This window comes from Methylobacterium sp. CM6246 (assembly GCF_054818005.1).
Genome location: NZ_JBTXKY010000001.1, coordinates 354,442 through 374,862, shown reverse-complemented (window position 1 = coordinate 374,862; position 20,421 = coordinate 354,442). Strand labels below are relative to the sequence as shown.

25 protein-coding genes and 1 tRNA gene are annotated in these 20,421 nt (G+C 65.3%); 10 read left to right on the top strand and 16 right to left on the bottom strand.

Translation table 11 applies throughout. The features are described 5' to 3' along the window. The first annotated feature begins 156 nt into the window (after positions 1–156). Positions 157–357: a hypothetical protein gene (locus tag ACYQPG_RS01930; protein WP_461230128.1), complete on the top strand. Its 201-nt coding sequence runs from the start codon at positions 157–159 to the stop codon at positions 355–357. A 137-nt stretch (positions 358–494) separates the two neighbouring features. Here ACYQPG_RS01930 and ACYQPG_RS01925 read toward each other — a convergent pair whose 3' ends face one another. Next, entirely contained in the window at positions 495–998 is a 504-nt protein-coding gene (locus tag ACYQPG_RS01925) for a Ros/MucR family transcriptional regulator (protein ID WP_147855615.1), read from the bottom strand. 381 nt (positions 999–1,379) lie between these two features. On the opposite strand from ACYQPG_RS01925, the gene ACYQPG_RS01920 reads away from it, so the two are divergent. From ACYQPG_RS01920 to ACYQPG_RS01905, 4 genes are all read left to right on the top strand, one after another. Further along, positions 1,380–1,790, top strand: a complete 411-nt coding sequence (locus ACYQPG_RS01920) for a PaaI family thioesterase (protein ID WP_147940359.1) — start codon at positions 1,380–1,382, stop codon at positions 1,788–1,790. Between the two features lie 71 nt (positions 1,791–1,861). Continuing rightward, positions 1,862–2,794, top strand: coding sequence for an oxygen-dependent coproporphyrinogen oxidase (hemF, locus tag ACYQPG_RS01915; RefSeq protein ID WP_461230127.1), 933 nt, complete (start codon positions 1,862–1,864; stop codon positions 2,792–2,794). A 10-nt stretch (positions 2,795–2,804) separates the two neighbouring features. Next, entirely contained in the window at positions 2,805–3,923 is a 1,119-nt protein-coding gene (locus ACYQPG_RS01910) for an ATP-dependent DNA helicase (RefSeq protein ID WP_147906460.1), read from the top strand. A gap of 72 nt (positions 3,924–3,995) precedes the next feature. Beyond that, positions 3,996–4,085: transfer RNA gene (locus ACYQPG_RS01905), tRNA-Ser, on the top strand. Positions 4,086–4,420: 335 nt separating this feature from the next. Here the strand turns inward: ACYQPG_RS01905 and ACYQPG_RS01900 are convergent. From ACYQPG_RS01900 to ACYQPG_RS01885, 4 genes are all read right to left on the bottom strand, one after another. Beyond that, positions 4,421–6,229, bottom strand: coding sequence for a recombinase family protein (locus ACYQPG_RS01900; protein WP_461230126.1), 1,809 nt, complete (start codon positions 6,227–6,229; stop codon positions 4,421–4,423). Further along, positions 6,222–6,692, bottom strand: a complete 471-nt coding sequence (locus tag ACYQPG_RS01895) for a DUF2924 domain-containing protein (RefSeq protein WP_461230125.1) — start codon at positions 6,690–6,692, stop codon at positions 6,222–6,224. The genes ACYQPG_RS01900 and ACYQPG_RS01895 overlap by 8 nt, the downstream gene beginning before the upstream one ends. After that, complete coding sequence (locus ACYQPG_RS01890) at positions 6,689–7,276, bottom strand: DUF3489 domain-containing protein (RefSeq protein ID WP_461230124.1); 588 nt, start codon at positions 7,274–7,276, stop codon at positions 6,689–6,691. Before ACYQPG_RS01890 ends, ACYQPG_RS01895 begins: the two co-directional genes overlap by 4 nt. A gap of 667 nt (positions 7,277–7,943) precedes the next feature. After that, positions 7,944–8,288, bottom strand: a complete 345-nt coding sequence (locus tag ACYQPG_RS01885) for a hypothetical protein (RefSeq protein WP_461230123.1) — start codon at positions 8,286–8,288, stop codon at positions 7,944–7,946. A gap of 117 nt (positions 8,289–8,405) precedes the next feature. Here ACYQPG_RS01885 and ACYQPG_RS01880 point away from each other — a divergent pair, with 117 nt between their 5' ends. Beyond that, entirely contained in the window at positions 8,406–8,810 is a 405-nt protein-coding gene (locus ACYQPG_RS01880) for a hypothetical protein (RefSeq protein WP_461230122.1), read from the top strand. 47 nt (positions 8,811–8,857) lie between these two features. On the opposite strand, the gene ACYQPG_RS01875 is transcribed toward ACYQPG_RS01880, so the two are convergent. From ACYQPG_RS01875 to ACYQPG_RS01860, 4 genes are all read right to left on the bottom strand, one after another. After that, positions 8,858–9,829, bottom strand: coding sequence for an alpha/beta fold hydrolase (locus ACYQPG_RS01875; protein ID WP_461230121.1), 972 nt, complete (start codon positions 9,827–9,829; stop codon positions 8,858–8,860). 112 nt (positions 9,830–9,941) lie between these two features. Further along, positions 9,942–10,304, bottom strand: a complete 363-nt coding sequence (locus ACYQPG_RS01870) for a hypothetical protein (RefSeq protein WP_461230120.1) — start codon at positions 10,302–10,304, stop codon at positions 9,942–9,944. A 599-nt stretch (positions 10,305–10,903) separates the two neighbouring features. After that, positions 10,904–11,152, bottom strand: coding sequence for a hypothetical protein (locus ACYQPG_RS01865; protein WP_461230119.1), 249 nt, complete (start codon positions 11,150–11,152; stop codon positions 10,904–10,906). 1,213 nt (positions 11,153–12,365) lie between these two features. Then, a complete protein-coding gene (locus tag ACYQPG_RS01860) occupies positions 12,366–12,608 on the bottom strand; it encodes a hypothetical protein (RefSeq protein WP_461230118.1) in 243 nt (80 codons plus the stop codon). A gap of 568 nt (positions 12,609–13,176) precedes the next feature. Between ACYQPG_RS01860 and ACYQPG_RS01855 the strand changes: the two genes are divergently transcribed. Together ACYQPG_RS01855 and ACYQPG_RS01850 are read left to right on the top strand one after the other, a co-directional pair. Continuing rightward, entirely contained in the window at positions 13,177–13,374 is a 198-nt protein-coding gene (locus ACYQPG_RS01855) for a hypothetical protein (RefSeq protein WP_461230117.1), read from the top strand. A gap of 273 nt (positions 13,375–13,647) precedes the next feature. After that, positions 13,648–13,902 carry a hypothetical protein gene (locus ACYQPG_RS01850; protein WP_461230116.1) on the top strand — a complete coding sequence of 85 codons (255 nt, stop codon included), beginning with the start codon at positions 13,648–13,650 and terminating at the stop codon, positions 13,900–13,902. A gap of 21 nt (positions 13,903–13,923) precedes the next feature. Here the strand turns inward: ACYQPG_RS01850 and ACYQPG_RS01845 are convergent, their stop codons facing one another. From ACYQPG_RS01845 to ACYQPG_RS01835, 3 genes are all read right to left on the bottom strand, one after another. Further along, a complete protein-coding gene (locus ACYQPG_RS01845) occupies positions 13,924–14,421 on the bottom strand; it encodes a hypothetical protein (protein ID WP_461230115.1) in 498 nt (165 codons plus the stop codon). A gap of 43 nt (positions 14,422–14,464) precedes the next feature. After that, positions 14,465–14,980 (bottom strand): lytic transglycosylase domain-containing protein, encoded by a 516-nt coding sequence (locus ACYQPG_RS01840; protein WP_461230114.1) that lies wholly within the window; start codon positions 14,978–14,980, stop codon positions 14,465–14,467. Between the two features lie 443 nt (positions 14,981–15,423). Next, positions 15,424–16,503 carry an IS630 family transposase gene (locus ACYQPG_RS01835; protein ID WP_461230113.1) on the bottom strand — a complete coding sequence of 360 codons (1,080 nt, stop codon included), beginning with the start codon at positions 16,501–16,503 and terminating at the stop codon, positions 15,424–15,426. 99 nt (positions 16,504–16,602) lie between these two features. On the opposite strand from ACYQPG_RS01835, the gene ACYQPG_RS01830 reads away from it, so the two are divergent. After that, on the top strand, positions 16,603–16,734 hold the full coding sequence (locus ACYQPG_RS01830; protein ID WP_461230112.1) for a hypothetical protein: 132 nt from the start codon (positions 16,603–16,605) through the stop codon (positions 16,732–16,734). A gap of 531 nt (positions 16,735–17,265) precedes the next feature. On the opposite strand, the gene ACYQPG_RS01825 is transcribed toward ACYQPG_RS01830, so the two are convergent. Both ACYQPG_RS01825 and ACYQPG_RS01820 read right to left on the bottom strand, forming a co-directional pair. Then, a complete protein-coding gene (locus ACYQPG_RS01825) occupies positions 17,266–17,541 on the bottom strand; it encodes a hypothetical protein (RefSeq protein WP_461230111.1) in 276 nt (91 codons plus the stop codon). Between the two features lie 101 nt (positions 17,542–17,642). Further along, a complete protein-coding gene (locus tag ACYQPG_RS01820) occupies positions 17,643–17,879 on the bottom strand; it encodes a DUF6894 family protein (RefSeq protein ID WP_461230110.1) in 237 nt (78 codons plus the stop codon). A gap of 631 nt (positions 17,880–18,510) precedes the next feature. On the opposite strand from ACYQPG_RS01820, the gene ACYQPG_RS01815 reads away from it, so the two are divergent. Next, a complete protein-coding gene (locus tag ACYQPG_RS01815; protein ID WP_461230109.1) occupies positions 18,511–19,326 on the top strand; it encodes a transglutaminase-like domain-containing protein in 816 nt (271 codons plus the stop codon). A 785-nt stretch (positions 19,327–20,111) separates the two neighbouring features. Here the strand turns inward: ACYQPG_RS01815 and ACYQPG_RS01810 are convergent. Both ACYQPG_RS01810 and ACYQPG_RS01805 read right to left on the bottom strand, forming a co-directional pair. After that, a complete protein-coding gene (locus tag ACYQPG_RS01810) occupies positions 20,112–20,243 on the bottom strand; it encodes a hypothetical protein (protein ID WP_461230108.1) in 132 nt (43 codons plus the stop codon). 2 nt (positions 20,244–20,245) lie between these two features. Continuing rightward, positions 20,246–20,419, bottom strand: a complete 174-nt coding sequence (locus tag ACYQPG_RS01805) for a hypothetical protein (protein WP_461230107.1) — start codon at positions 20,417–20,419, stop codon at positions 20,246–20,248. Positions 20,420–20,421: the final 2 nt, after the last annotated feature.

The following is a 20,421-nucleotide window of genomic DNA, read 5'->3' as shown; positions in this document are numbered from 1 at the left end:
CGGGCAGGCCGGTGAGCCGCGGGGTCGAGATCCGGTCCGCCGCCGCGCCGGCACGCCTCGAACGGGATCACGCAGAGCCTGTCCGTCACCGGACGCGCAGTGGTGGGTTCGGAACGGGTGTGTCGTTGGGGGCTTTGCACCCCAGCCGAACGGGCCATGGGAGTGCGCAGCATGTCGAGCCGGATGCCGGACCGAACCAAGGACGGGCAGGGCGTTGATGCGCCGGACGCGGATGGGCTGTCGACGGCGCCCGGCCGTCAGCCAGAGGCCGACAAGCCTGAGAAGAGCGAGGCCGAGAAAGCCGAGACGGAGCGCGCCGCGGGGGATGTGGCCGACGATCTCGCCGACTTCGCCTGATCGGTTTCCACGGTGCGCGGGGCGGGCCCCGGAACGCAGATATGGTTCGGGCGGCGCACGGGATGTGCGCCGCCCGAACCATCAGTCGGATCGAGGCTGCGGGATCGGGGCCGCCCGAGACCGGGCGACCGGCTGGATCAGGCGGTTTCCTTGGCCTTGCGCGGACGGCTCGCCTTCTTCGGCTTCTCGGCCGGCTCCTCCTCGGGCTCCTGCACGGGCGCCGCGGACTTGCGGCGCTGCTGGCCGAGGCCGAGGCTGCGGGCGAGCTCGGAACGCTGCGCCGAGTAGCTGGCGGCCGTCGAGGGGTAGTCCCGCGGCAGGCCGAAGCGCTCGCGATACTGCTCGATGGTCAGGCCGTTGCGCGACAGGTGACGCTTCAGCGTCTTGTAGGGCTTGCCGTCGATGAACGAGATCAGCGCGTCCGGGGTCACCGACTTGCGGATCTGGGCCGGCGTGGGCTTGTCGGCCGTCTCGGTGACGGCAGCCGCCGGAGCGGAGAGCTTTGCCAGAGCCGCGTGAACGCCGGCCAGGAGCGCGGGCAATTCGCTGATCGGGACGGAATTGTTCGAGACATACGCGGACACGATGTCCGAGGCCTGCTCGATAAAGGTCTGCTGCTGATCTGTGGCGATGTCGTCCATCGATGACTCCCTCTATCCGACGGTGGGGCACGGTTCTATCGTCTGTGCAACAAAATCAAGTCGTCGTCGAGAGTTTCCTTACATAATGCGTCGGCCATGAACACGCATATTACTCAAGCCGTCGGTGCAGCTGAAATCGTCGGCCGAGCAACGCGACAGCGGCGAGCCGCACTTGAACGAGATCCGGTCCTTGCGGTCTGCAGGCGTTACGCCTTTGGGACGCGCCGATTCCGCGGCTTCGTCTGAGAAAATCGTTGCCCGGTCTCGCAACAAACCGGAAACACGTCGCACGCGGCGGGATCCGGGGCGTGAGCGGGTCACGGGATTGTATACTGTCGGCCCGATGACGATGTCGGCGGAATCAGATCTGGGGATGGCGGCGTGGATCAACCATCGGAGCAGGGCACGGTCTTCGGCGCCCACATCCCGTTCGTGGACCATTGCGGGATCGAGGCCCTGGACGTGCGGGAGGGCCGCACCCGGCTGCGCCTCGTCCTGCGGCCCGAGCACGCCAACAACCTCGGCATCGCCCATGGCGGCGTGATCTGCACGCTGCTCGATGTCGCCCTCGGGACCGCCGCCCGCCTGAAGGCCGGGCGGCCCGTGGTGACCCTGGACATGCAGACCCGGTTCCTCGCACCGGGGCGCGGAACCCTGATCGCGGAGGGGCGCGTCACCCGGGCCGGGCGCTCGGTGACCTTCTGCGAGGCCGAGATCCGCGACGCGCAGGGCGAGCTGGTGGCAAGCGCCACCGGCCTGCTCAAGCCCGTGGGCGAGGGCGCCCGGCGCTGACGCCGGTTCCGGTTCGGCGAATTGACGCCCACCGATTGACGCCCAATCGGCGCAGTGGGAAAGCCTACCGCATGACCATGCCGGACGCCGCCCGCGCAGCCCTGACTGCCCCCCTGTCCGAGGCCGACGTGACGGCCATGAAATCCGAGGCCGCGGCTTGGTTCGCGACCCTGCGCGACCACATCCTGGCGGCCTTCGAGGCCCTGGAGGCCGAGGTCGAGGGGCCGTTCCATCCGGATGCCCCCACGGGACCCGGCACCTTCGAGAAGACGCCCTGGAGCCGCACCGACCATACCGGTCGGCCCGGCGGCGGCGGCGTCATGGCGATGCTCAAGGGCCGGGTGTTCGAGAAGGCCGGCGTCCACATCTCCACGGTTCACGGCGAGTTCGCCCCGGAATTCCGTGCCCAGATGCCCGGGGCCGCCGAGGATCCGCGCTTCTTCGCCACCGGCATCTCGCTGATCGCGCATCCATGGAACCCGCATGTGCCGACGGTGCACATGAACACCCGCTTCGTGGTGACCACGAAGGCGTGGTTCGGCGGCGGCGCCGACCTCACGCCCGTTCTGGTGCGGCGGCGCAGCCAGGACGATCCTGACAGCCGGCATTTCCACGCCTGCCTGGAGCGCGCCTGCGCGGCCCACGGCGTCGACCATGCGGCCTACAAGGCTTGGTGCGACGAATACTTCCATCTCAAGCACCGCAACGAGCCCCGCGGCATCGGCGGTATCTTCTATGACTATCGCTGGACTGGAGATCCGCAGGCGGATCTGGCCTTCACCCGCGACGTGGGGCGCGCCTTCCTTGAGGCGTATCCGAAAATCGTGCGCGACAACGCCCACACCGCCTGGACCGAGGCTGATCGCGAGGAGCAGCAGGTCCGGCGCGGGCGCTACGTCGAGTTCAACCTGCTCTACGACCGGGGCACGATCTTCGGGCTGAAGACCGGCGGCAACGTCGCCTCGATCCTGTCGTCCCTGCCGCCCACCGTGCGCTGGCCATGAGGGTGTTCCGTTGAGCGCCGGGTTGCCGGCGGCTTTCGCGCCCCAGCAGGATGCGGCGCTGAAGGCCATCGCCGCCTGGCGGAAGGCCGGCGGAAGCCAGGTGTTCCGGCTGTTCGGCTATGCCGGCACCGGCAAGACCACGCTCGCCCGCCGGATCGCCGAGGATGTCGACGGCACCGTGGTCTACGGCGCCTTCACCGGCAAGGCGGCCTCGGTGATGCGCCAGAAGGGCTGCTACGACGCCGCCACGATCCACTCGCTGATCTACCGCACCAAGGAGGCGGAGGAGGGCGGCCCCACCTTCACGCTGAACCGGTCCGGCCCGGCCGCGAAGGCCGACCTGATCATCATCGACGAGTGCTCGATGGTCGATTCCGACCTCGGCAACGACCTGCTGTCCTTCGACCGGCCGGTGCTGGTGCTGGGCGACCCGGCGCAACTGCCCCCCGTGCGCGGCGGCGGCTTCTTCACGGAGGCCGAGCCCGACGTGATGCTCACCGAGGTGCACCGGCAGGCCAAGGACGACCCGATCGTCCGTATGGCCATGACCGTGCGCGAGGGCGGGCGGCTGGAACTCGGGACCTACGGGCAGAGCCGGATCGTCTCCCGGCGCACGCTGGACCCGGCCGAGGTGCTGGAATGCGACCAGGTCCTGGTCGGCCTCAACAAGACCCGCCGCCTCTACAACAACCGGCTCCGGGAGCTCGCCGGCCACACCGACCCGATGCCGGCGGTGGGCGAGAAGCTGGTCTGCCTGCGCAACGACCGGGTGAAGGGCCTGCTCAACGGCTCGACCTGGACAGTGCAGGCCCTGCGCGCCCCGCCGCGCCCGGACCTGATCCGCCTCGACGTCGTGCCCGAGGACGACCCGGCGCTGCGCCGCCGCGCCACCGACATCAAGGTGCTGCGCGCGATGATCTCGGGCACGGACGAGGAGATCCCGCTGTTCCTGCGTCGCGAGACCGACGAGTTCACCTACGGCTACGCGCTGACCGTCCACAAGGCGCAGGGTTCGCAATGGGACCGGGTGACCTTGTTCGACGAATCCTACGCCTTCCGCGAGCACCGCGCCCGCTGGCTCTACACCGGCCTCACCCGGGCCGCGCAGGCGATCACGATCGTGGTCTGACCGGCCCACGCCGCAGCTTGTGAAGCCCGACCCCGCGTGCTACGCACCGCCCGTCTCATTGAGGCACCTCGCGGAGAGGTGGCAGAGCGGTTGAATGCACCGCACTCGAAATGCGGCATGCCTGCAAGGGCATCGGGGGTTCGAATCCCCCCCTCTCCGCCACTTTTGCGTTTCTGCTTTGTGGCTTGGTGGAATTTCCACCGGTCACCGAATTTCGTCGGTTGTGCCGGGACTTTGCGCCGGCTTCGAACACGCATCCGGTCACAGAGACGAAGGCGATTGCAGATCGGCGCCGATTCTGTCCCGCGGTCTCGCTTTGGCTCTTTGCCAGTACCACCGTCTCAGCCTGCCCCCTGACCAAGCTGCGTCAGCCGTGTCTCTGACGGGCATAGTGATTCTTCGAAGACGGGCTGCCGTGCGAACGAGACGAGACCCCGTAGGGTCTCGTACATCAGGGCTGCGCCGATGGGGTCTCGGACGTTAGGGGACCGGGCTGATCAGGCCATCGCGAGAGCCGTGCGCTGCTCGGCCCAATCCATGGGCAGACGCGTATCCTGCATCAGCTGGGTCGCGTTCAACTCTGGTGGATGCTCGCCCGAGATCAGCCGCGCCGTGATGTCTGGAGCGAGGTAGCTCAGCCGCAGAAGCCGCGTCGCGTACGATCGAGTTAGCGCCTCTGCCTTCGCTACCTCGTCGATCGACAGTGGTGTGTCGCCGGTCAGACGCTCGCGGATGCGATGGGCACGGGCGATCAGCCTGGCCAGGCTCTCATCCCGATCTGGCCCAGCCGCCTCGCCGGGCATCATCAGACGCATCTCCATCCCAACCCGCTTCAGAGCCACCGGTAGCGTCAGCTGCAGCGTGGCGTCGGTTGCGATCGCGGTCGGGTGCTCCGCTGTTTCGTGTACCGATCCGACGCCAATTCGGTGCAGCAGGCGCTCACCATCGATGCCGATGTCGATCTGGTCCGCACCGACATCGATCCGAACGATCACGGCCTGGACGATTTGACGTTGAACCGGGTGTGGCAGCGCGGGCCAGTCGACCGCCAACCGTGCCGCGGCTGCGACCAGCGCGCGTTGCTCCGGGGCGGGACGGTCCCGGGTGATATCCTGCATAGCAGTGCCGCTGCCGAGCAGCGCACGCAGGCGGTCCGTGACGATGGCCTCGAGTTTGGCCGCCGGAATGCGTTGGCCGCTGGGCTTGGCTTCGTCGGTCCCAGACGAATCACCCGGTGATACGCTTCGGTTCTTAGTGGCCTGTCGATTGGCCTCTGCGGCATCGGCCGCGCCCGTGATCAGCCGCCGCGAGACGTAGTACCGGTAGCGCACCCCGCGCTTGTTGGTGTGCGACGGCGTCAGCCGCTCCCCGGCCGCGTCGTAGACCAGACCCGCGAGCAGGCTCGGCGCCTCCGCCCGCACCCCATCATCCCGCTCGACCCGGTTGTGCGCCAGGATCGCCTGCGCCTCGGCGAACAGCTCGGCATCGATGATCGCGTCGTGCTCGCCCGGGTAGCTCTGGCTCTTGTGCACGACCTCACCGCGATACAGCCGGTTGGCCAGCATCGCGTACAGCGCCCCGCGCCCGAGCGGCTGGGCACCGTAGCCACCGCCATCGGCCCCGCGCCGCGCCTTGCTCAGGATGCCCGCCTGCGCGAGTTCGGCTGCCAGCAGTCGTACTGAGCGCAAGCTGCAGTAGCGCCGGAAGATCAGCCGCACGGTCTCGGCCTCGGCGGCGTTGACCACGAGCTTCTTGTCGGAGACATCGTAGCCGAGCGGGGGTAGCCCGCCCATCCACATCCCCTTGCGCTTACTCGCGGCGATCTTGTCGCGGATGCGCTCTCCGGTGACCTCGCGCTCGAACTGGGCGAACGAGAGCAGCACGTTCAGCGTCAGCCGGCCCATGCTGCTGGTGGTGTTGAACGCCTGGGTCACCGACACGAATGAGACCTGGCGGCGGTCAAACACCTCGACGATCTTGGCGAAATCCGAGAGTGCGCGGGTGAGGCGGTCGACCTTGTAGACCACGACCACGTCGATGCGCCCGGCCTGGACGTCGGCGAGTAGGCGGGTGAGGGCCGGCCGATCCATGCTGCCGCCGGAGAAGCCGCCATCGTCGTAGAAGGTCGGTAAGAGCTGCCAGCCTTCGTGGCGCTGGCTGGCGACGTAGGCGGCGCAGGCCTCACGCTGGGCGTCGAGCGAGTTGAAGCTTTGCTCCAAGCCCTCCTCGCTCGACTTGCGCGTGTACACGGCGCAGCGCAGCCGGGTCTGGCCGATACGAGGGGCGGGAGGCTTCGGTTTAGCCATGGCGGACGGCCCTCCTGGTTCCGGTGAGGCCGAAGAAGCGCGGGCCTGACCAGTGTGCGCCGGTGATCGCCTCGGCGATCTGGCTGAGCGAGCGGTAGCGCTTGCCCTCGTGCTCGAAGCCATCCACCGTGACGCTGATCACGTGGGTGCGGCCGCCCCACTCGCGCACGAGCCGGGCACCAGGGGAAAGCGTCACGTCCTTCCGTGCAGCCGCGGACGTGGCTTCACCGCGTCCCGGATCGGCCTCGGCGGTCGTGTCCGCGAGGGTCCGCAGGCGACGCTGCATGCTGCGGGTCAGCCCGCCATGGGCGAGTTCCTGGACGCGGTAGGCCAGAGCGCGCACGAGCAGGTCTCTGCTGAGCAGAGGCGGTGTTTGCCGGAACAGGCGGCGCCATTCTGCTCGAAGCTCGACTGTGCTCATGCCCGGCAGCTCGGCCAGAGTGGTCGAAGCCTCTCCGGTCATCGCGCGAGCTCCGCGATCGCGTTCGCCGTATTCGGCGCTGCTGTGGCTAAGGTCGCGGCACTCCCGCCATCGCGATTGATCACGGGCGCATCGCCGAGGCGGTAGAGCGTCCCCGCTCCCGCCTCGCGAACCGTCTCGATGGCGAAGCCGCGCTTGCGCAGGACGGTCAGGGCGGCGCGGGTCGTATGCGGGAGCCAGCCGGTGGCGGCGATGAGTTCCGCGATGTTGGCACCATCCGCCCGCATGAGCATCGTGACGACGAGCGCCTGCTTCGTGCCTGGCCTCGGCACTCGCGCAGCCACACGCTCGGTCGCGGCCGCTTCCTCGATCGGTGCGAGGACCTTCAGTCCGAGGAGAGCGACAGCATCTTGCGTGAGCACCGAGCCCGCGGGGCGGTTGGTCCCCTTGGTCTCGGGTCCCTCCGCGAGTAGGCCGCGGCGGCGCAGCGCTTGGACGGCGGACCGGTAGGTCGAGGGCTTGACGGTCTCGGGTCGGGTGAGGCGACGCTCAGGATGACGGGTGGCACCTTCGACGATGAGGCGCTGGATCTGGCTGAGCGTGTCGGTTCGGGCGGTGCGGGGCATGACGGGACCTGATCTCGGCGGCAGCGGCGTGCTGTCACTGAGCAGACCCCGCGAATGGCCAAGGGCCAGCGGGGGTGCGCGGGGCTACGAGCCGTACGCCTGTGCACGCCGACAGCAATGCTCCGTTCGAACGTGGAGTCCAGTCCATAAAGTCATGCTGGCGCACCGACGCACGACCAGCGATTGCTGATCCGAATTGTGATCTGATCATTTTAGATAACGCCCCCCTCCGGGACTTGGAAATGTCTGCTTCCGGGCAGCTTGATGCAGCAACCTTGAATGACCGGGTCTGGCCGAAAGCGGCCCGTCCGCTTCGGAGAAGGTCGGCTGGAAAAGCGGACGGGCCCCTACCGATACTTTGCAGACCCAGCGAAGGTCCGCTCCCCGACAGCTTGGTGGGCAACGATTTACGACTGGAGCGGGTAATTCAGTTGCGACCCGCTCCCCAATCATCTGCTGGTGTATGGTATTGTGCATCGTGGCCCGACGCCCACACACACGCCACCTTCCGTATGTGCCAAGCCGGCATTTACGCTCGGCGGTACCACCAGGTGCTTCCCCAATGTCTCGTCATCGAGAGCATTATTCCAAGCTGATACCCGTCGCCCTGATCAGTCTCGCCATTGCGGCTACGGCGGGGACTGCCACCGCGGCGCAAGGCAGTCGATCAAGGGTAGCCCCGTCTGAGCAGCATCTCGATCTCCGCCAAACCGCCCACGCGATCGTTCGCGTCAATGTCGTCGGGCGCGAGTGCCCGATGTTTTATGCCGTCGATCGCGCGAGAGTGCAGGACATCGAACAGGCCCTGTTCAACAAAGGGCTTGATTGGTTCGGCAAGCGGAAGCTGCAGCAAGCCATCAATGCGGCGGAGGGCGAATTCTCGACCGAATTCGAGACTGATGGCGCCGAGACCTGGTGCCCGGCGCAGCGCACTCACTTCGATCGCCTCGGCGTTCGTGACTTGGTCGGCGCCCCGCGGAATTAACCCGGCCTCGAACAGCGCACTGAACACCGGAGCAGCTCGACACCTGCGGAACATCAGGTGGCTGTAGCGGTTGGGCTAAACAGTCATGCTTGGCAGTTTATCGCTCAAGCAGTCCATTGATAGGGCGAGTTTCGCAAATGAGGCATGACTGACATCGAAGGTCGCGATCCAGCGAGGCTGGAGACGTCAGATGAACAGCACCTTCGTGCAGCGCGCCCACTCGTTGACCTGCTCGTCCGGATCGATCGGGCTGTAGCTGGGCTAGCGGCCGGTTCAGACGAGCGCGAGGCACTGCATGCGCTTCGCAGTGGATTGTCGGATATCTGTGCGTTGACCGAGCCGGACCCACGCATCCTACGAGCGGTTGATCGCCTCGTGAATGCTGGCGACCGCCTGGCGGAAGCCGCGATCCCGCCGTTGCAGGTGCCGCGGCGGAACCTGAAGCCAGCCCGATTGAACGCAGCTCGCCAAGCCCTGGCGAAACTCACCGTGGCATTGACGGATGCACGCCCAAGCCGGATCGCCAAAAGCCTTGGCCGCGACTGGTAATGGCGAGATGCCGTTACGGCTGCCCCCCGATCCGCCCCGCATGCTTGTTAGGCAGCTTCGCGAACCAGCTCTGAGGCGCGGTCGATCGCGGCGATGACCTCGGTCGGTGCCAGATGTTGGATCATGTGGCCCATGCCAGGCACGACGATGAGGTCACTGTTGGGTAGCTCGTTGTGTAGGCGCTTCGACTGGCGGTCGACGTCGGCGATCTGATCGTCCCCACCGACGATGATCACGAGCGGGAGCTTCAGATCGCGGTAGTGCTTCTCAAGCTCGACAGTCACCGGCGTCATCAGAGCGGCGTCTTCCGTCGACGCACGCAGCTGCATCGGGCGCAGCATCATGGCCTTCGGGAACTGGCGGTCGAAGCGCTCTGTGACGGCGGCCGGCGCGAACATCGTCTTGATCATGGCGGGCTGCAGGATCCGACCGATCACGGGCGACACGGTGTGACGCATCAGGTCGCCGATACCCGGGATCGCCGCCGGGGATGAGAGCAGTACGTCGGCGCGCAGCGTCGGGTAGTAGTACCCGGAGGCCAAGACGAGGCTACGGACGAGCTGCGGGGCCTGAAGCGCGAGGGCAACTGCGACCAGCGCACCCCAGGAGTGTCCAAGCACGACAGCCTGCGTGACGCCGAGCTTCTGAAGCGCTTTCTGGAACAGCGTGGCGTGGGCGCGTGGCGTCCAGAGCCTACGCGGGCGGTCGCTGTAGCCGTAGCCGGGCCGGTCGATGATGATGACCCGGTAGCGCTTGGCGAGATCCTCGACGATGCCGCTGACCAGAAAATCCTGGATCATCATGCCGTTACCGTGGATCAGCACCAGCGGCTCGCCGCGGCCCCGCTCGACGTAGTGCAGTCTCACCCCATCGACGATCAGGAACTGGCCGATTGGTGGGGTCTGGTGCTCGGCCTCACGCGTCTTCGAGGCAGCGTAGAGCGCCGATGCAGCGAGCGCCGCGGCGGACCCGAGTAGCGTCGGTCCGAGCCAACGGCCGGCAGAGGAATGGCGTGTCATCGTGTGATCCTGGTCGAGTACGGAAAATGCTCGTCGATCATCCGGATCGCCTTGAAGCCATGCTGTCGGGTCGGTGCGGGACGGACATAGAGGCGAGAGCAGTTGCGTCGCCCTACGGCAGCGCGCCGATCATGCCCTTGGCTTGGGTCATCGTGTCTTCGCAGGCACGCTGATGACCATGGCGATCCTCCTCGACCGCTCGGTTGAGGAGCTGTCTCGCATATGCGACGTGCGCCGGCGTGGGGATCATCGCCGCGTCGCTGGGTTCGGCAGTTGGAGCCGCTGCGAGAGCCTTCGGCGAGTGGCTGCTGCGGAGCGTATGCCCGTCTTGGAGCCCCGCCACGTGAATAGCTCCGGCGCTGTCGAGACGGCGTTCGATCGTCCCAATCTGCTCGGCACAGGAGCTGGCCCAAGCCGGAAGCTGTGAGAGGCCGAGCAGGAGTGCTGAAGCCGCCAGGGAGAGTTCAAGGCGCATGGAAGGATCCTTTGTACCGCGGGCCATTGACCCACGCTCTGCCCTAGCGGCAGGTCGTGCGATCCGAGCGACCGCGAGAGATACGCGCAGTTGCTCGGATGATCGCTGGGATTGTTGCGGTGCAACATGACAACCATCGGATGTCTCGATCGATCCCTTGCGTTCGAGGAAAGATCCTGACCGAGGCGTATGCACGTGACGTCCCGGGCAGCGAGGGCTGCGTTGCGAGACTGCCATCTGGCTGACTGCAACGAACAGAGCCCGGGCGCTCCCGACTTGCTACGAACGGCGGCGAAACGTGTCGCTGCGGGGCGTGGAAGGCGCCAAGCTCGAGAAGGGCATCCGCCGGTCGGGCCAGGGGGAGGGATCAGGCACCCCTCTTGCAGACTCTCGTTTGCGCCCTCCCCGGTGCGATCCAGCACAAGATGGTTTGCGATGGTGGTCTCGGCCCGCATGCGGACGGTGAACGACTGGACGGATGAGGGATACCGCGGCCTGCGCATCCCGAGATGCACGTCATGCCGAACGATGACGTGGCGGACCTGGGATCAGCTTCAGGCCAAAGGCGCGGAAGAGGTTCTGGCGGTCGCTCAGCGTTTTCACTGTGGGAAATGCGACCAGGTGCCAGCTGGGCTCCCGGTCATAGTGGGCACCGGCCGGTAGCGCGACCGCTCGGCCTCGTCCCGCCACGCATCACGCTCCGTCCGCATGGCATCGACGAGGGCATACATGTTCCCGGCGTCGATCGCCGTCTCCATGAGCATGTCCTGGGCGATCGCGAGCTGCTGGCGCAGGTCAGCGTTTTCGCGCGCGATGGCGACGAGCAGGGCAGTCACATCATCGTTCACGCAAGCCTCTCCGCACTAGCCAACCATCTCAGGTAGCCCGGTTTGGCCGACATCGTCCGTATCGAGGTCGATGTCGGCGATCGCTGTGTGCAGGTTGCGGCACATTCCATTGCCGGGGGTTGTGTCCTTGTGGGCGCATTTCGCTCGCCAGAGCGACTGGTCGACCTGAACGACAACACACGCTCCGTGAGTGATAACGGTGACGGGCATGGCGCACGACGCGCAGTGGGTGAGGTTGAAATGCATGTTGTTGGGCTGGGCCTACCACATGCCTCAGCTCAAACTACAGGCCATGTGGGTTCGCGAACGTCGCGGCCGCGCCGGCGGGAAGAAGCGGTGCTGTAGGAAAATCCCGCAACGATCACCCTGGAGATAAGCGGCCTCAGAATGCCTCCTCCAGCACGCGCTCCATCTGGAGATCAGCCAGGTAGTTCATCAGGCGATCGGCCGTCCCAGAGTTAGCCCCCGCGACCCAGGCTGGAACGGGCAACTAGGTTTGCGGGATGGCGGCGATGACGGACTCGGCCTGCAGCGCAGCCTCCCGCGGTGTGGCGGCAGCGAGGAAGCGTACCCCCTGTGGGGTTTCGAGCAGAATCGCGATGCAGGTCATGGCCCCCTCAACGGGTCGGCCGCAAGAACCGTTTCGTTCTCAACTCTGCTTTCTCGTCCGGTCTGCCGAACGCTCTCAGACCGTCACCGCATGGCTCGGCCCGCTCCACCACCCGCGCGGACCCGAGAGCGTGCCTCTCGGTTGAGGTCGACCGCTGCCCCTCGGCAGCCTCTCTTCGGTTCCGCATCCACAACTCGCTTCTGTGGATCTCCCGTATCCGTGGGGCGCACGCTTTTGCACCCTATGCTGCCCAGCAGCGCCGGGGCAGCGGACCACCCTCCCCGGCGGAGCCACTGCAACCACTCGCGGCTGATGATCCGGACCACGTTCGACTCGTTCTTCCGGCCTTGGTGGCGGCGCTCCTGGATGGTCAGCAGCCCGTCGCCCTCAGCGAGACGGATCGCAGCCTGCGCGAGTCGCCGGCAGACACTGGCCCGAGCCGCAATGGCGTCGATGCACAGTCCACAGGCGCCGCTCCGGGCCATCTCTTCCCCAACGATCCGCAGGACCGCAAGCTGTCCGGTGGTGAACCGGGATCCGAGCGCGGGCGCCATCGGGCCGGAGCAGGCAAGTCGGCGACGCCGCTCGATAGCCACAGACCGCTCAGGAGCCCGCTGGAGACGCTTCACTGGAAACAGCGTCAACGCGGCCGAGCGGGATGCCGACAGGCGCCACGGCCCCCCGTATCGCATTCCTGCGGGCATACAGCGTCTCGGCCAAGCCTTGAGCGTCGGCGTCGGTGACGGTTTCGGCGACGTGAGCCTGCCAGATCTTGCGCGACAGGTCGTCGAGCTGCGCCAGAGTCCGCGCGCCCTCGATCGCCGACCGCATGGTGGCGTGAAACATCGAACCCGGTCCCTCACGGGCCGCGGCTAGGGTCCAGGCAAAGCCTTCGGGTTGACGGAAACGAGTTCCGTCTTGACACCCCGGGGGGTCTCATGGCTTGTGGGGAGGAACGACGCGGCCCCACCAGGCCTCAGGATTTTCAGCAGCCTCTTCCTTGCCGGGAAGGGGCTGTTGGCTTTTCAGGGTCTATCTCGCGGCGACGGTCTCCTGAATTGCCGGCTCTCGACTCGCCAAGGCGGGCCCGGCCGGAACATCCCATGTCGTCCGGGCGGCACGGTTAAGTCAACGTTGGGACCCGAGTCGGCAGCCTGCGCATTCTCGGTGGCGCAACAGGGTCCCATTGAGCATGATCGCGCCGACCCCATCGGATATCGGTCGCAGGGTCGCTTATCGTGACCGCCCGGAGGTGGAACCCGAACTGGGCGTCGTGACCTCGTTCGACAGGTTCTTCGTGTTCGTCCGCTATGGCGCTGACGTGCACAGCCGAGCGACGAAGGCCAGTCACCTCGAATGGGTTCGGCTGTCCTCGTCCGGTGCGTCGTGTGGTTGACCAAATTGAGGAGCCGTTGTGACCGAGCTTGAGAAGGTCGAGCGCGAGATCGCCACCCTGGAGGAGAGCATCCGGTCCTCATTGCGAGCACTCGAAGACCCGGACCTGTCCACGGAAGGGGCGAGGCAAGAACGCGCGAGCATCGAGCTCTATCGACGGCACCTTGGCGATCTGCTCATGAAGCGCGACGACCTCCAGGCTTTGATAGGCGACTGAGCGTAGCTGTCCCAGACCGGCCGGCGAGGGCAACGCTTCATTGACCACTCAGATGTAGGTTTTCTTCAGCGACCGGGCTCAACGCCCGAACGCCGGTAGAGCAGTGTGGCCCATCCCCCCGGTGCCATGCGGCCTCGTCAGCATCGTCGCGTGAAGGCCCGCCCCCGTCGATCTGTCGAGGGCGGGCCTTCTGCATTCAAAAGTGGCGTTTGGGCTTGCCGTCGCAGTCCATCGATCTGGTGCTGCCGACCCTACGCGGGTATCAGCCCCGGCATGGCCAAACGTGCACGGCAGCTCCCGCAGGAGCGGGGGTACATTCTGTTCGATGTCGTCTTCGAGGACGGTAGTCGCGCCTCGAACCGGCGCGTGCCGATGGAGATCCTGGGCGGTCTGGACGGCGATCAACCGGCCCGCGATCTCATCGAGCAGCAAGAAGCCGAGATCGCCCAGAAAGCTGGTCGAGCACCGCGCGCAATCCAGAGCCTTGTGCGGACCGCCAAACCAGAGCCCAAGCCCGTTCGGGAGTAGTACGACGGGCGGCTACGTGGGTCACGCGGCCAGCAGCGCCGTCCATGCCCCTGCTGCGTTGACCTGCTTGGCGCACACCAGAGCCCCGTCTGCCAAGCGACGCACCTCGACGACGTGTGACACGCTTGGCGCCAGCCGCACGTCCAGTCCGAGATCGAAGCCGTATCGACCCTCTCCCATGCCGGCCGCGGCAAGGTCCGCGCGGTACTCGCTCGCTACAGCGAACGCCACCACAGCGATGTTCTCCAGCGTCGCCGGCAAGTCGGCGGCGGCGTCGGTCAGGCCGTGGCGACGCTCCTGCAGCTCCTTATAGGAAGTGCTCTCTTCCTCGGTCTCATCCGGTCCCTGCTGTGCGGCGCGCAGGACCTCTGGCAGTTGGCGGTCATTCACATGTCGAGCGGCAGCACCGAATGGCAGGAGCGCTTCGCGACGGACCGAGACGCCTACGCTGCCTTCTGGGCGGTGGTAGAAGAGCGTGGCCTTGTGTCTTTCGGTGCTGTTACTGACGGGACTCAGCACTGATCCCATCCGCCGCCCCGCGGAAGTGGCGCGGCCACAGTGGTCACCATCCGTCCCTAATAACCGGCTCGGCGATGGCGAGCATGTCACCGCTCTGCCGCCAGTCCTCAGCCGAACGACCTGTGATTTTAGAGACGTAAGCCCTCGTCTCCTGCGGCAGTGATGAGCGCCCGGCGAGCCAATTTCTCACACGCTGCGGACCGGCGTTGTAGGCGGCGGCTGCCATGCCCAGGCTGCCGAAGGCCGCACGCTGCTCGCGCAAAAACTCCGCGGCCTTGGGTATCGCCTCGAACGGATCGAACGGATCTATCAAACCCCGCTCGGCTGCCGTCGCGGGCATGAACTGCGCGACGCCTTGAGCCCCCGCACGGCTGACGGCACGATGATCAAGCCCACTTTCCTGCTGGAGCAGCCGCAGGAAGAAATCGACCGGCAGGCCGCTAGCATCGGCCGTGTGCTCGATGAACTGCTTCAGGCGCTGTTTATCACCGTAGAAGGCGTTCAGCCACGTGTCTTGGAGCGTCCCGACAAGTTGGGGGATCGCTGCCGCTGCGTTCATAGCTATCAGGTTTGTCCGGACGAAATTGGCTATGGCGCCCTCGGCCGACATGACTGCGATGAGGCGGGGTGGCCGCGGAGTAGGCACTGAAATAACGGCGAACGGAACAGCCACTCCAAGTTCAGGTTGCGAAGGGAAAATTGTTAGTGCGGCTCCGAGAAACCCCGCACCCATAAGGGCCGCGGATCTGCTGCATCTCAAAATTATCGAATGCACGCGTCTGCGGGCGGCGCTGCGATAGGCCCGCGCCCAGAACTCACGCTTCCCGATCGGCGATAGATCGCGCATCCCTACCTTGCGGGCACCGTCCTCGCTGCTGTCAGGGGGTGGTCGTCCTGAAAGCAGGCAGATTTAGGAGCAAGCTTACCACAGCGGAAGTGACCTTGGCCGGCGACTGGTCCCGAGCCGAGGACCTGTCCTGTTGATTGCTCAGCCCCCACAACCTAGTGGTGCGAGTCTAACACTTGGTGCCCGCGCTTCGCGGCCTGGATGATGCGATCCGGGTCGGCGGTCCAGACGAAGGGCTTCGGGTCGCCGTTGCTCTCGGCGATGAAGCGTTTGATGGCGGCCTGCACCTCGATCAGCGATCCGAACACGCCGCGTCGGAGCCGGCGTTTTGCGAGCTTGGCGAAGAAGCCCTCGACGGCATTGAGCCACGAGGCTGAGGTCGGGGTGAAGTGGAAGGTCCAGCGCGGGTGGCGGCCGAGCCAAGCACGGACCTTCTGGTGCTTGTGGACGGCATAGTTGTCCAGGATCGCGTGGACGATCTTGCCCTCCGGAACCGCCGCTTCGACCGCGTTGAGGAAGCGGATGAACTCCTGATGTCGGTGGCGCTGCATGCAGCGGCCGATCACCTTGCCCTCCAGCACGTCCAGAGCGGCAAACAGGGTCGTCGTCCCGTGGCGCTTGTAGTCGTGGGTGCGCGTCGTCGGGTAGCCCGGCTTCATCGGCAACGGGGCCTGCGTGCGGGCGAGCGCCTGGATCTGGCTCTTCTCGTCGACCGAGAGGACGACGGCATGAGCGGGCGGATCGACGTAGAGCCCGACGACGTCGCCCAATTTGGCGGCGAAGGCTGGGTCGGTGGAGAGCTTGAACTGCCGGACCCGATGCGGCTGTAGGCCGTGCCCCCGCCAGATCCGCTGCACCGACGAGACGCTGATGGCCGCGGCCTTGCTCATGGCGGCGGCCGTCCAATGCGTGGTCTCGCCGGGCGGATCTCCTTGCGTCAGAGCCACTACGCGCGCCGCCACCTCCGGCCCCAGCGGCGGGATGCGCGCCGGCCGCGTCTTGTCCCGAAGGAGTCCGTCGACGCCCTCCTGCGCGAAGCGGTCCTGCCAGCGCCAGACCACCGTCTTGGACACGCCTGCCTCACGCATGATCGCGTGCGTCCCGAGTCCATTGGCACTCAGCAGCGCGATGCGGGCGCGCCAGACGTGCTTCTGCGACGTGTTTCGATCCGCAACGAGTGCTTCGAGCCGAAGGCGATCCGAGGTTGAGAGCGTGAAAGATATACCACTGCGCATCCCGCTAGACTCGCAGGATGGGCCTCAAACCGAAACCCCACACGGACTCAACCGTCAGGGCTCAACCACTAGGTGACCGACCCTTACAGGAAGATGCCCATGGCCACGGACAACAAGCGCGGCAATCGCGAGGCGAAGAAGCCCAAGGCTCCTAAGGTGAAGACTAACGCCTCAGCGCCGTCGACGAAGGGCTTGGTGGCCGCCAAGCCCGCTGCAGGATCGAAGAAGTAGGGGCACCGCTCCGATCGGCCGGATGGCGCGTCTAGTCCGGGCGGCCCTTCACCTCTGCCCGTAGCTCGGCGTCATCACGAAGGACCAGCTGCTTCCTCGACACACGCTACCCAGCGGCTATCTTCCCGGCATGTGCTACGCTTTCGCCGCCAAGAAGCGCACATTGCAAGACGCGGAATGATCATGAGAACCGCGCTGAGCAGGTGGTTCGTGGTGGCGGTTACGAGCATCGTGAGCACCGCAGCTATCGCGCAGCGCAGTCGTGTCCATAGGGCAGTTCCTCATCCGACAATCGAAGCGCCGCAATTCGGCAACTCGCGACTGCCGACCACGACGTTGCGACCACCTGATGACGGCATCATCCATTGGAACACGCCGAACAAGGACGGCAACCTCGGTGGTCCTGGGACAGGTGGTAGCGGCGGAGGCGGAGGTTAGACCTGTCGCGCGAAAAGCCAGCGCCGGCAAACCGGAGGGGGGGCGGAAGTGATCCTCGGGTTTCGAGGCTACCTGTGTGACTATGGGCGAAGTTTAGGAAGATGCCAGAGAGGGTGCCTGAACCGCGGGCGCCTCGGCCTGCTGCGTAGACCAGACGATCTGTCCCGCATCGTTCCTCAAGGCCGCACAGCCGGTACGACCGGCGAGCAAGTGCGAGAAGCGTGATTTAGCTTTCGTGACCGCTGCTTCCTCGGTGTGCTCGATGATCTGCTCGCCTTGGATGATGATACCGCTGACACTTTCCCGATGAATGACACACTGCAGACGGTAAATTGCTGGTTCCTGAGGAGCCATCACGTCAGCTTCCATACCGTGAGCAGGTTGCCGGGGCCGGCATTCGCATAACCTATGTGCCTACCCGTAGTTCGCCGCCACACCGAAGGAAGCGAGTGTCTATCTCGCCCGGATGCTCAACTGGATCGGATCCCGCCCTTGAACGGCAGGACGGCTAATACCCTTCCCACCGCATCCGCGATCTCGAAACAGCGATCGTCGATGACATCACCGGCCTTGATTTTCTCGGTATGAAGGTAGCGAGCTGAGGCGATCGCGTCGGCGCGAGCTGCTTCCATGCTCGGTAAGTCGCTACCGTCGCGATCTCTGGTCAGAACATCCCCGTCCCGGATGTTGAAGTGATATCGCGGCATATCTCGGAAACTCGCTAACGGTGTCCCGACCCGCGATCATAGAAGCATAGGTTGTGCCTGACTGACCGCGGTGCCGGGATATGCCCTCCATCCCGCGGCTCAGCACCGCGTCCTTGAACAGGTCGGCGGGGACAGCCGCCGGCCAAGAAAAAGCCGCACCGGCGAGCCGGGCGGGCTAATCCAGATCCGGCACCTCGTGGGGCGAGCCAGCAAGATCCGAACGGCTTTTAGCGGGATGACGGGCGAAAAATACCCCAGCCGTGACGTCGAGCTGGGCCGTCCTAAGTGGCCAAGCTCAAGCCTGCCCACTCGCTCGTGGGCGTCCCATAAAAAGGGCCCCATTTTTTTATTCGAAAATAGGGGTGCTACTCGGGAGAAGCTCTCATTTTCCAGCCCCCTAAAAGGCCTCTTTCCGAGGAGCCCAGCAGTCCGCCTTGGCCGTAGCGGGCGTGCATGCGAAGACACCTACATGCACACCACTTCAAGCCCAACCTGCATGATGACGACGCGCATGCTTTCGCTCCGCGTGTCATCGTTATGATCGTGGCCGGCTCGCATCGTGATGCGGTCCAAAGCTTGCGGTATCGGCGGTACTAACGCTGATCTCATAGTTGCCCCAAGGACAGAGCCTATGCGCATTCTAGTCGGCTGCGAGATGACGTACGAGTTTCCGCAGCCCACCCCCGTCATCGCGACGCTCAACGTCCACGCATCCCGCTTCTCCGATCTCGAACGGCCCGACTATCTCATCACAACACCTGCAGTCCCCCTGGATGGCTACCGCGACAGCTTCGGGAACTGGTGCAACCGTATGGTCGCTCCTGCAGGTCGCTTCACGCTCAAGACCGATACGATTGTGCGGGATCACGGTAGCGGCGATACGCAGGAGGCTGATGCCCAAGAGACCGCGGTCGAGAAACTGCCTTCTGATACCGTGCTGTTTCTGCTCGGCAGCCGATATTGCGAAACTGATCGCCTGTCGTCCATCGCCTGGAATTTATTTGGCCATATCCCGCCAGGCTGGGGCCGGGTGCAGGCGATCTGCGACTACGTGCATGATCGAATCACCTTTGGGTATGAACATGCCCGCGCAACCCGGACAGCCTTCGACGTCTTCGAAGAGCAGCACGGCGTCTGCCGCGACTATGCGCATCTGGCGATCACCTTGTGCCGCTGCCTCAACATCCCGACCCGCTACTGCAACGGCTACGTCAGCGACATCGGCCTGCCTCTACCGCATGCGCCGGGTGATTTCGCTGCCTGGATGGAGGTCTATCTCGGAGGTCGCTGGCACACCTTCGACCCACGCAACAACAGCTCGCGGATTGGCCGGATCCTCATCTCCTACGGTCGAGATGCCGCGGATGTACCGCTGACGCTCGCTTTCGGAGCGAACAATCTCACCGGGTTTCATGTGACGACCGAGGAAGCCCTGCCTCTACCCTGAATGGTTGTTGTAGGCGGCGCGGTTCGCAAACATCCCCAGATCATGCCTAGCGCGTCGTGCCGGATATCGCAACCGGCACGACACGCTATCTCCTTAATCCGCATCATCTTTTTCCAAGAGCCGGCGGCTACTTTTCGGAACGATGCTTTAAACGTAGGCGAGATAGACGACCTCCCCCGCCAGCCCGTGATCAGATTGGGTGGCAGGGTCGGCGCGAGAAGAACCGCTACGTCAACCAGAAGGGCGGCGCCCGCTCGATGTGCCGGTTCGACCGGCCATAAAACAAAGGCGTTCACCACGACTGACTGGGGACATCGGCCATACGGTCATTCTGCCGCACAGCACAGATTTCACCCTCGACCTGTTGATCCCCGAACAGGCGTGGAGTCGTGAAACCTTGTCTCTCCCTTACATCGTCATGCTGGTCGCCGCCGTAGGCGCCATCGCGCTTACCGTCGCGGCTCTGCCGGCCCTCGATCGGTTCTGGAGATGGTGAGCCGACACAACTGAACTTTCCCCAGGCATACCAGTTGATTGCGCACAATCATTTGGAGGATCCGCGATGGAATTCGTGGTGATGATCGCAGGGGTAATTGGAGCCGGGGCGACGCTCGCATTTATGCTGCCCGGCCTCGACTCGTTCTTCTCCTGGTAGGCGATCGAACTCACCTACTCGACGTCGCTCCACTTCCCCGGCGGCAGGTCTGGCCCAGACGTCCGGAGGCTCTCCTGATGCAACCGCTGGCGATCGCTGGTCGCGAGCTCGTCGATCGCATCCACGACATCTATTCGACCACGATCGCCCCAAGCGATTGCGCGATGGCATGAGCCTGGTCTCTGGTGAGGCCAGTCACCAGAGCGGCGTGGTCTCGGTAGACGACGTATGTGCCGTCATCGGTGGCGCGGATGCGGATCATGCCTACGAGTTCCGGTTGAGCCGGTTGTCGCGGACGGCGCGCTGGCTCGCATGAGCGTTGCGTAGGCGGCGCATCAACTGCTGATAATCCTGATCCTGCATCCGTGGGTGAACCACTATCGGATGCGCCAGGGAGGATGCCGCGGTGTCGACGCGATGCGCTTCATCCAGCTTCATGG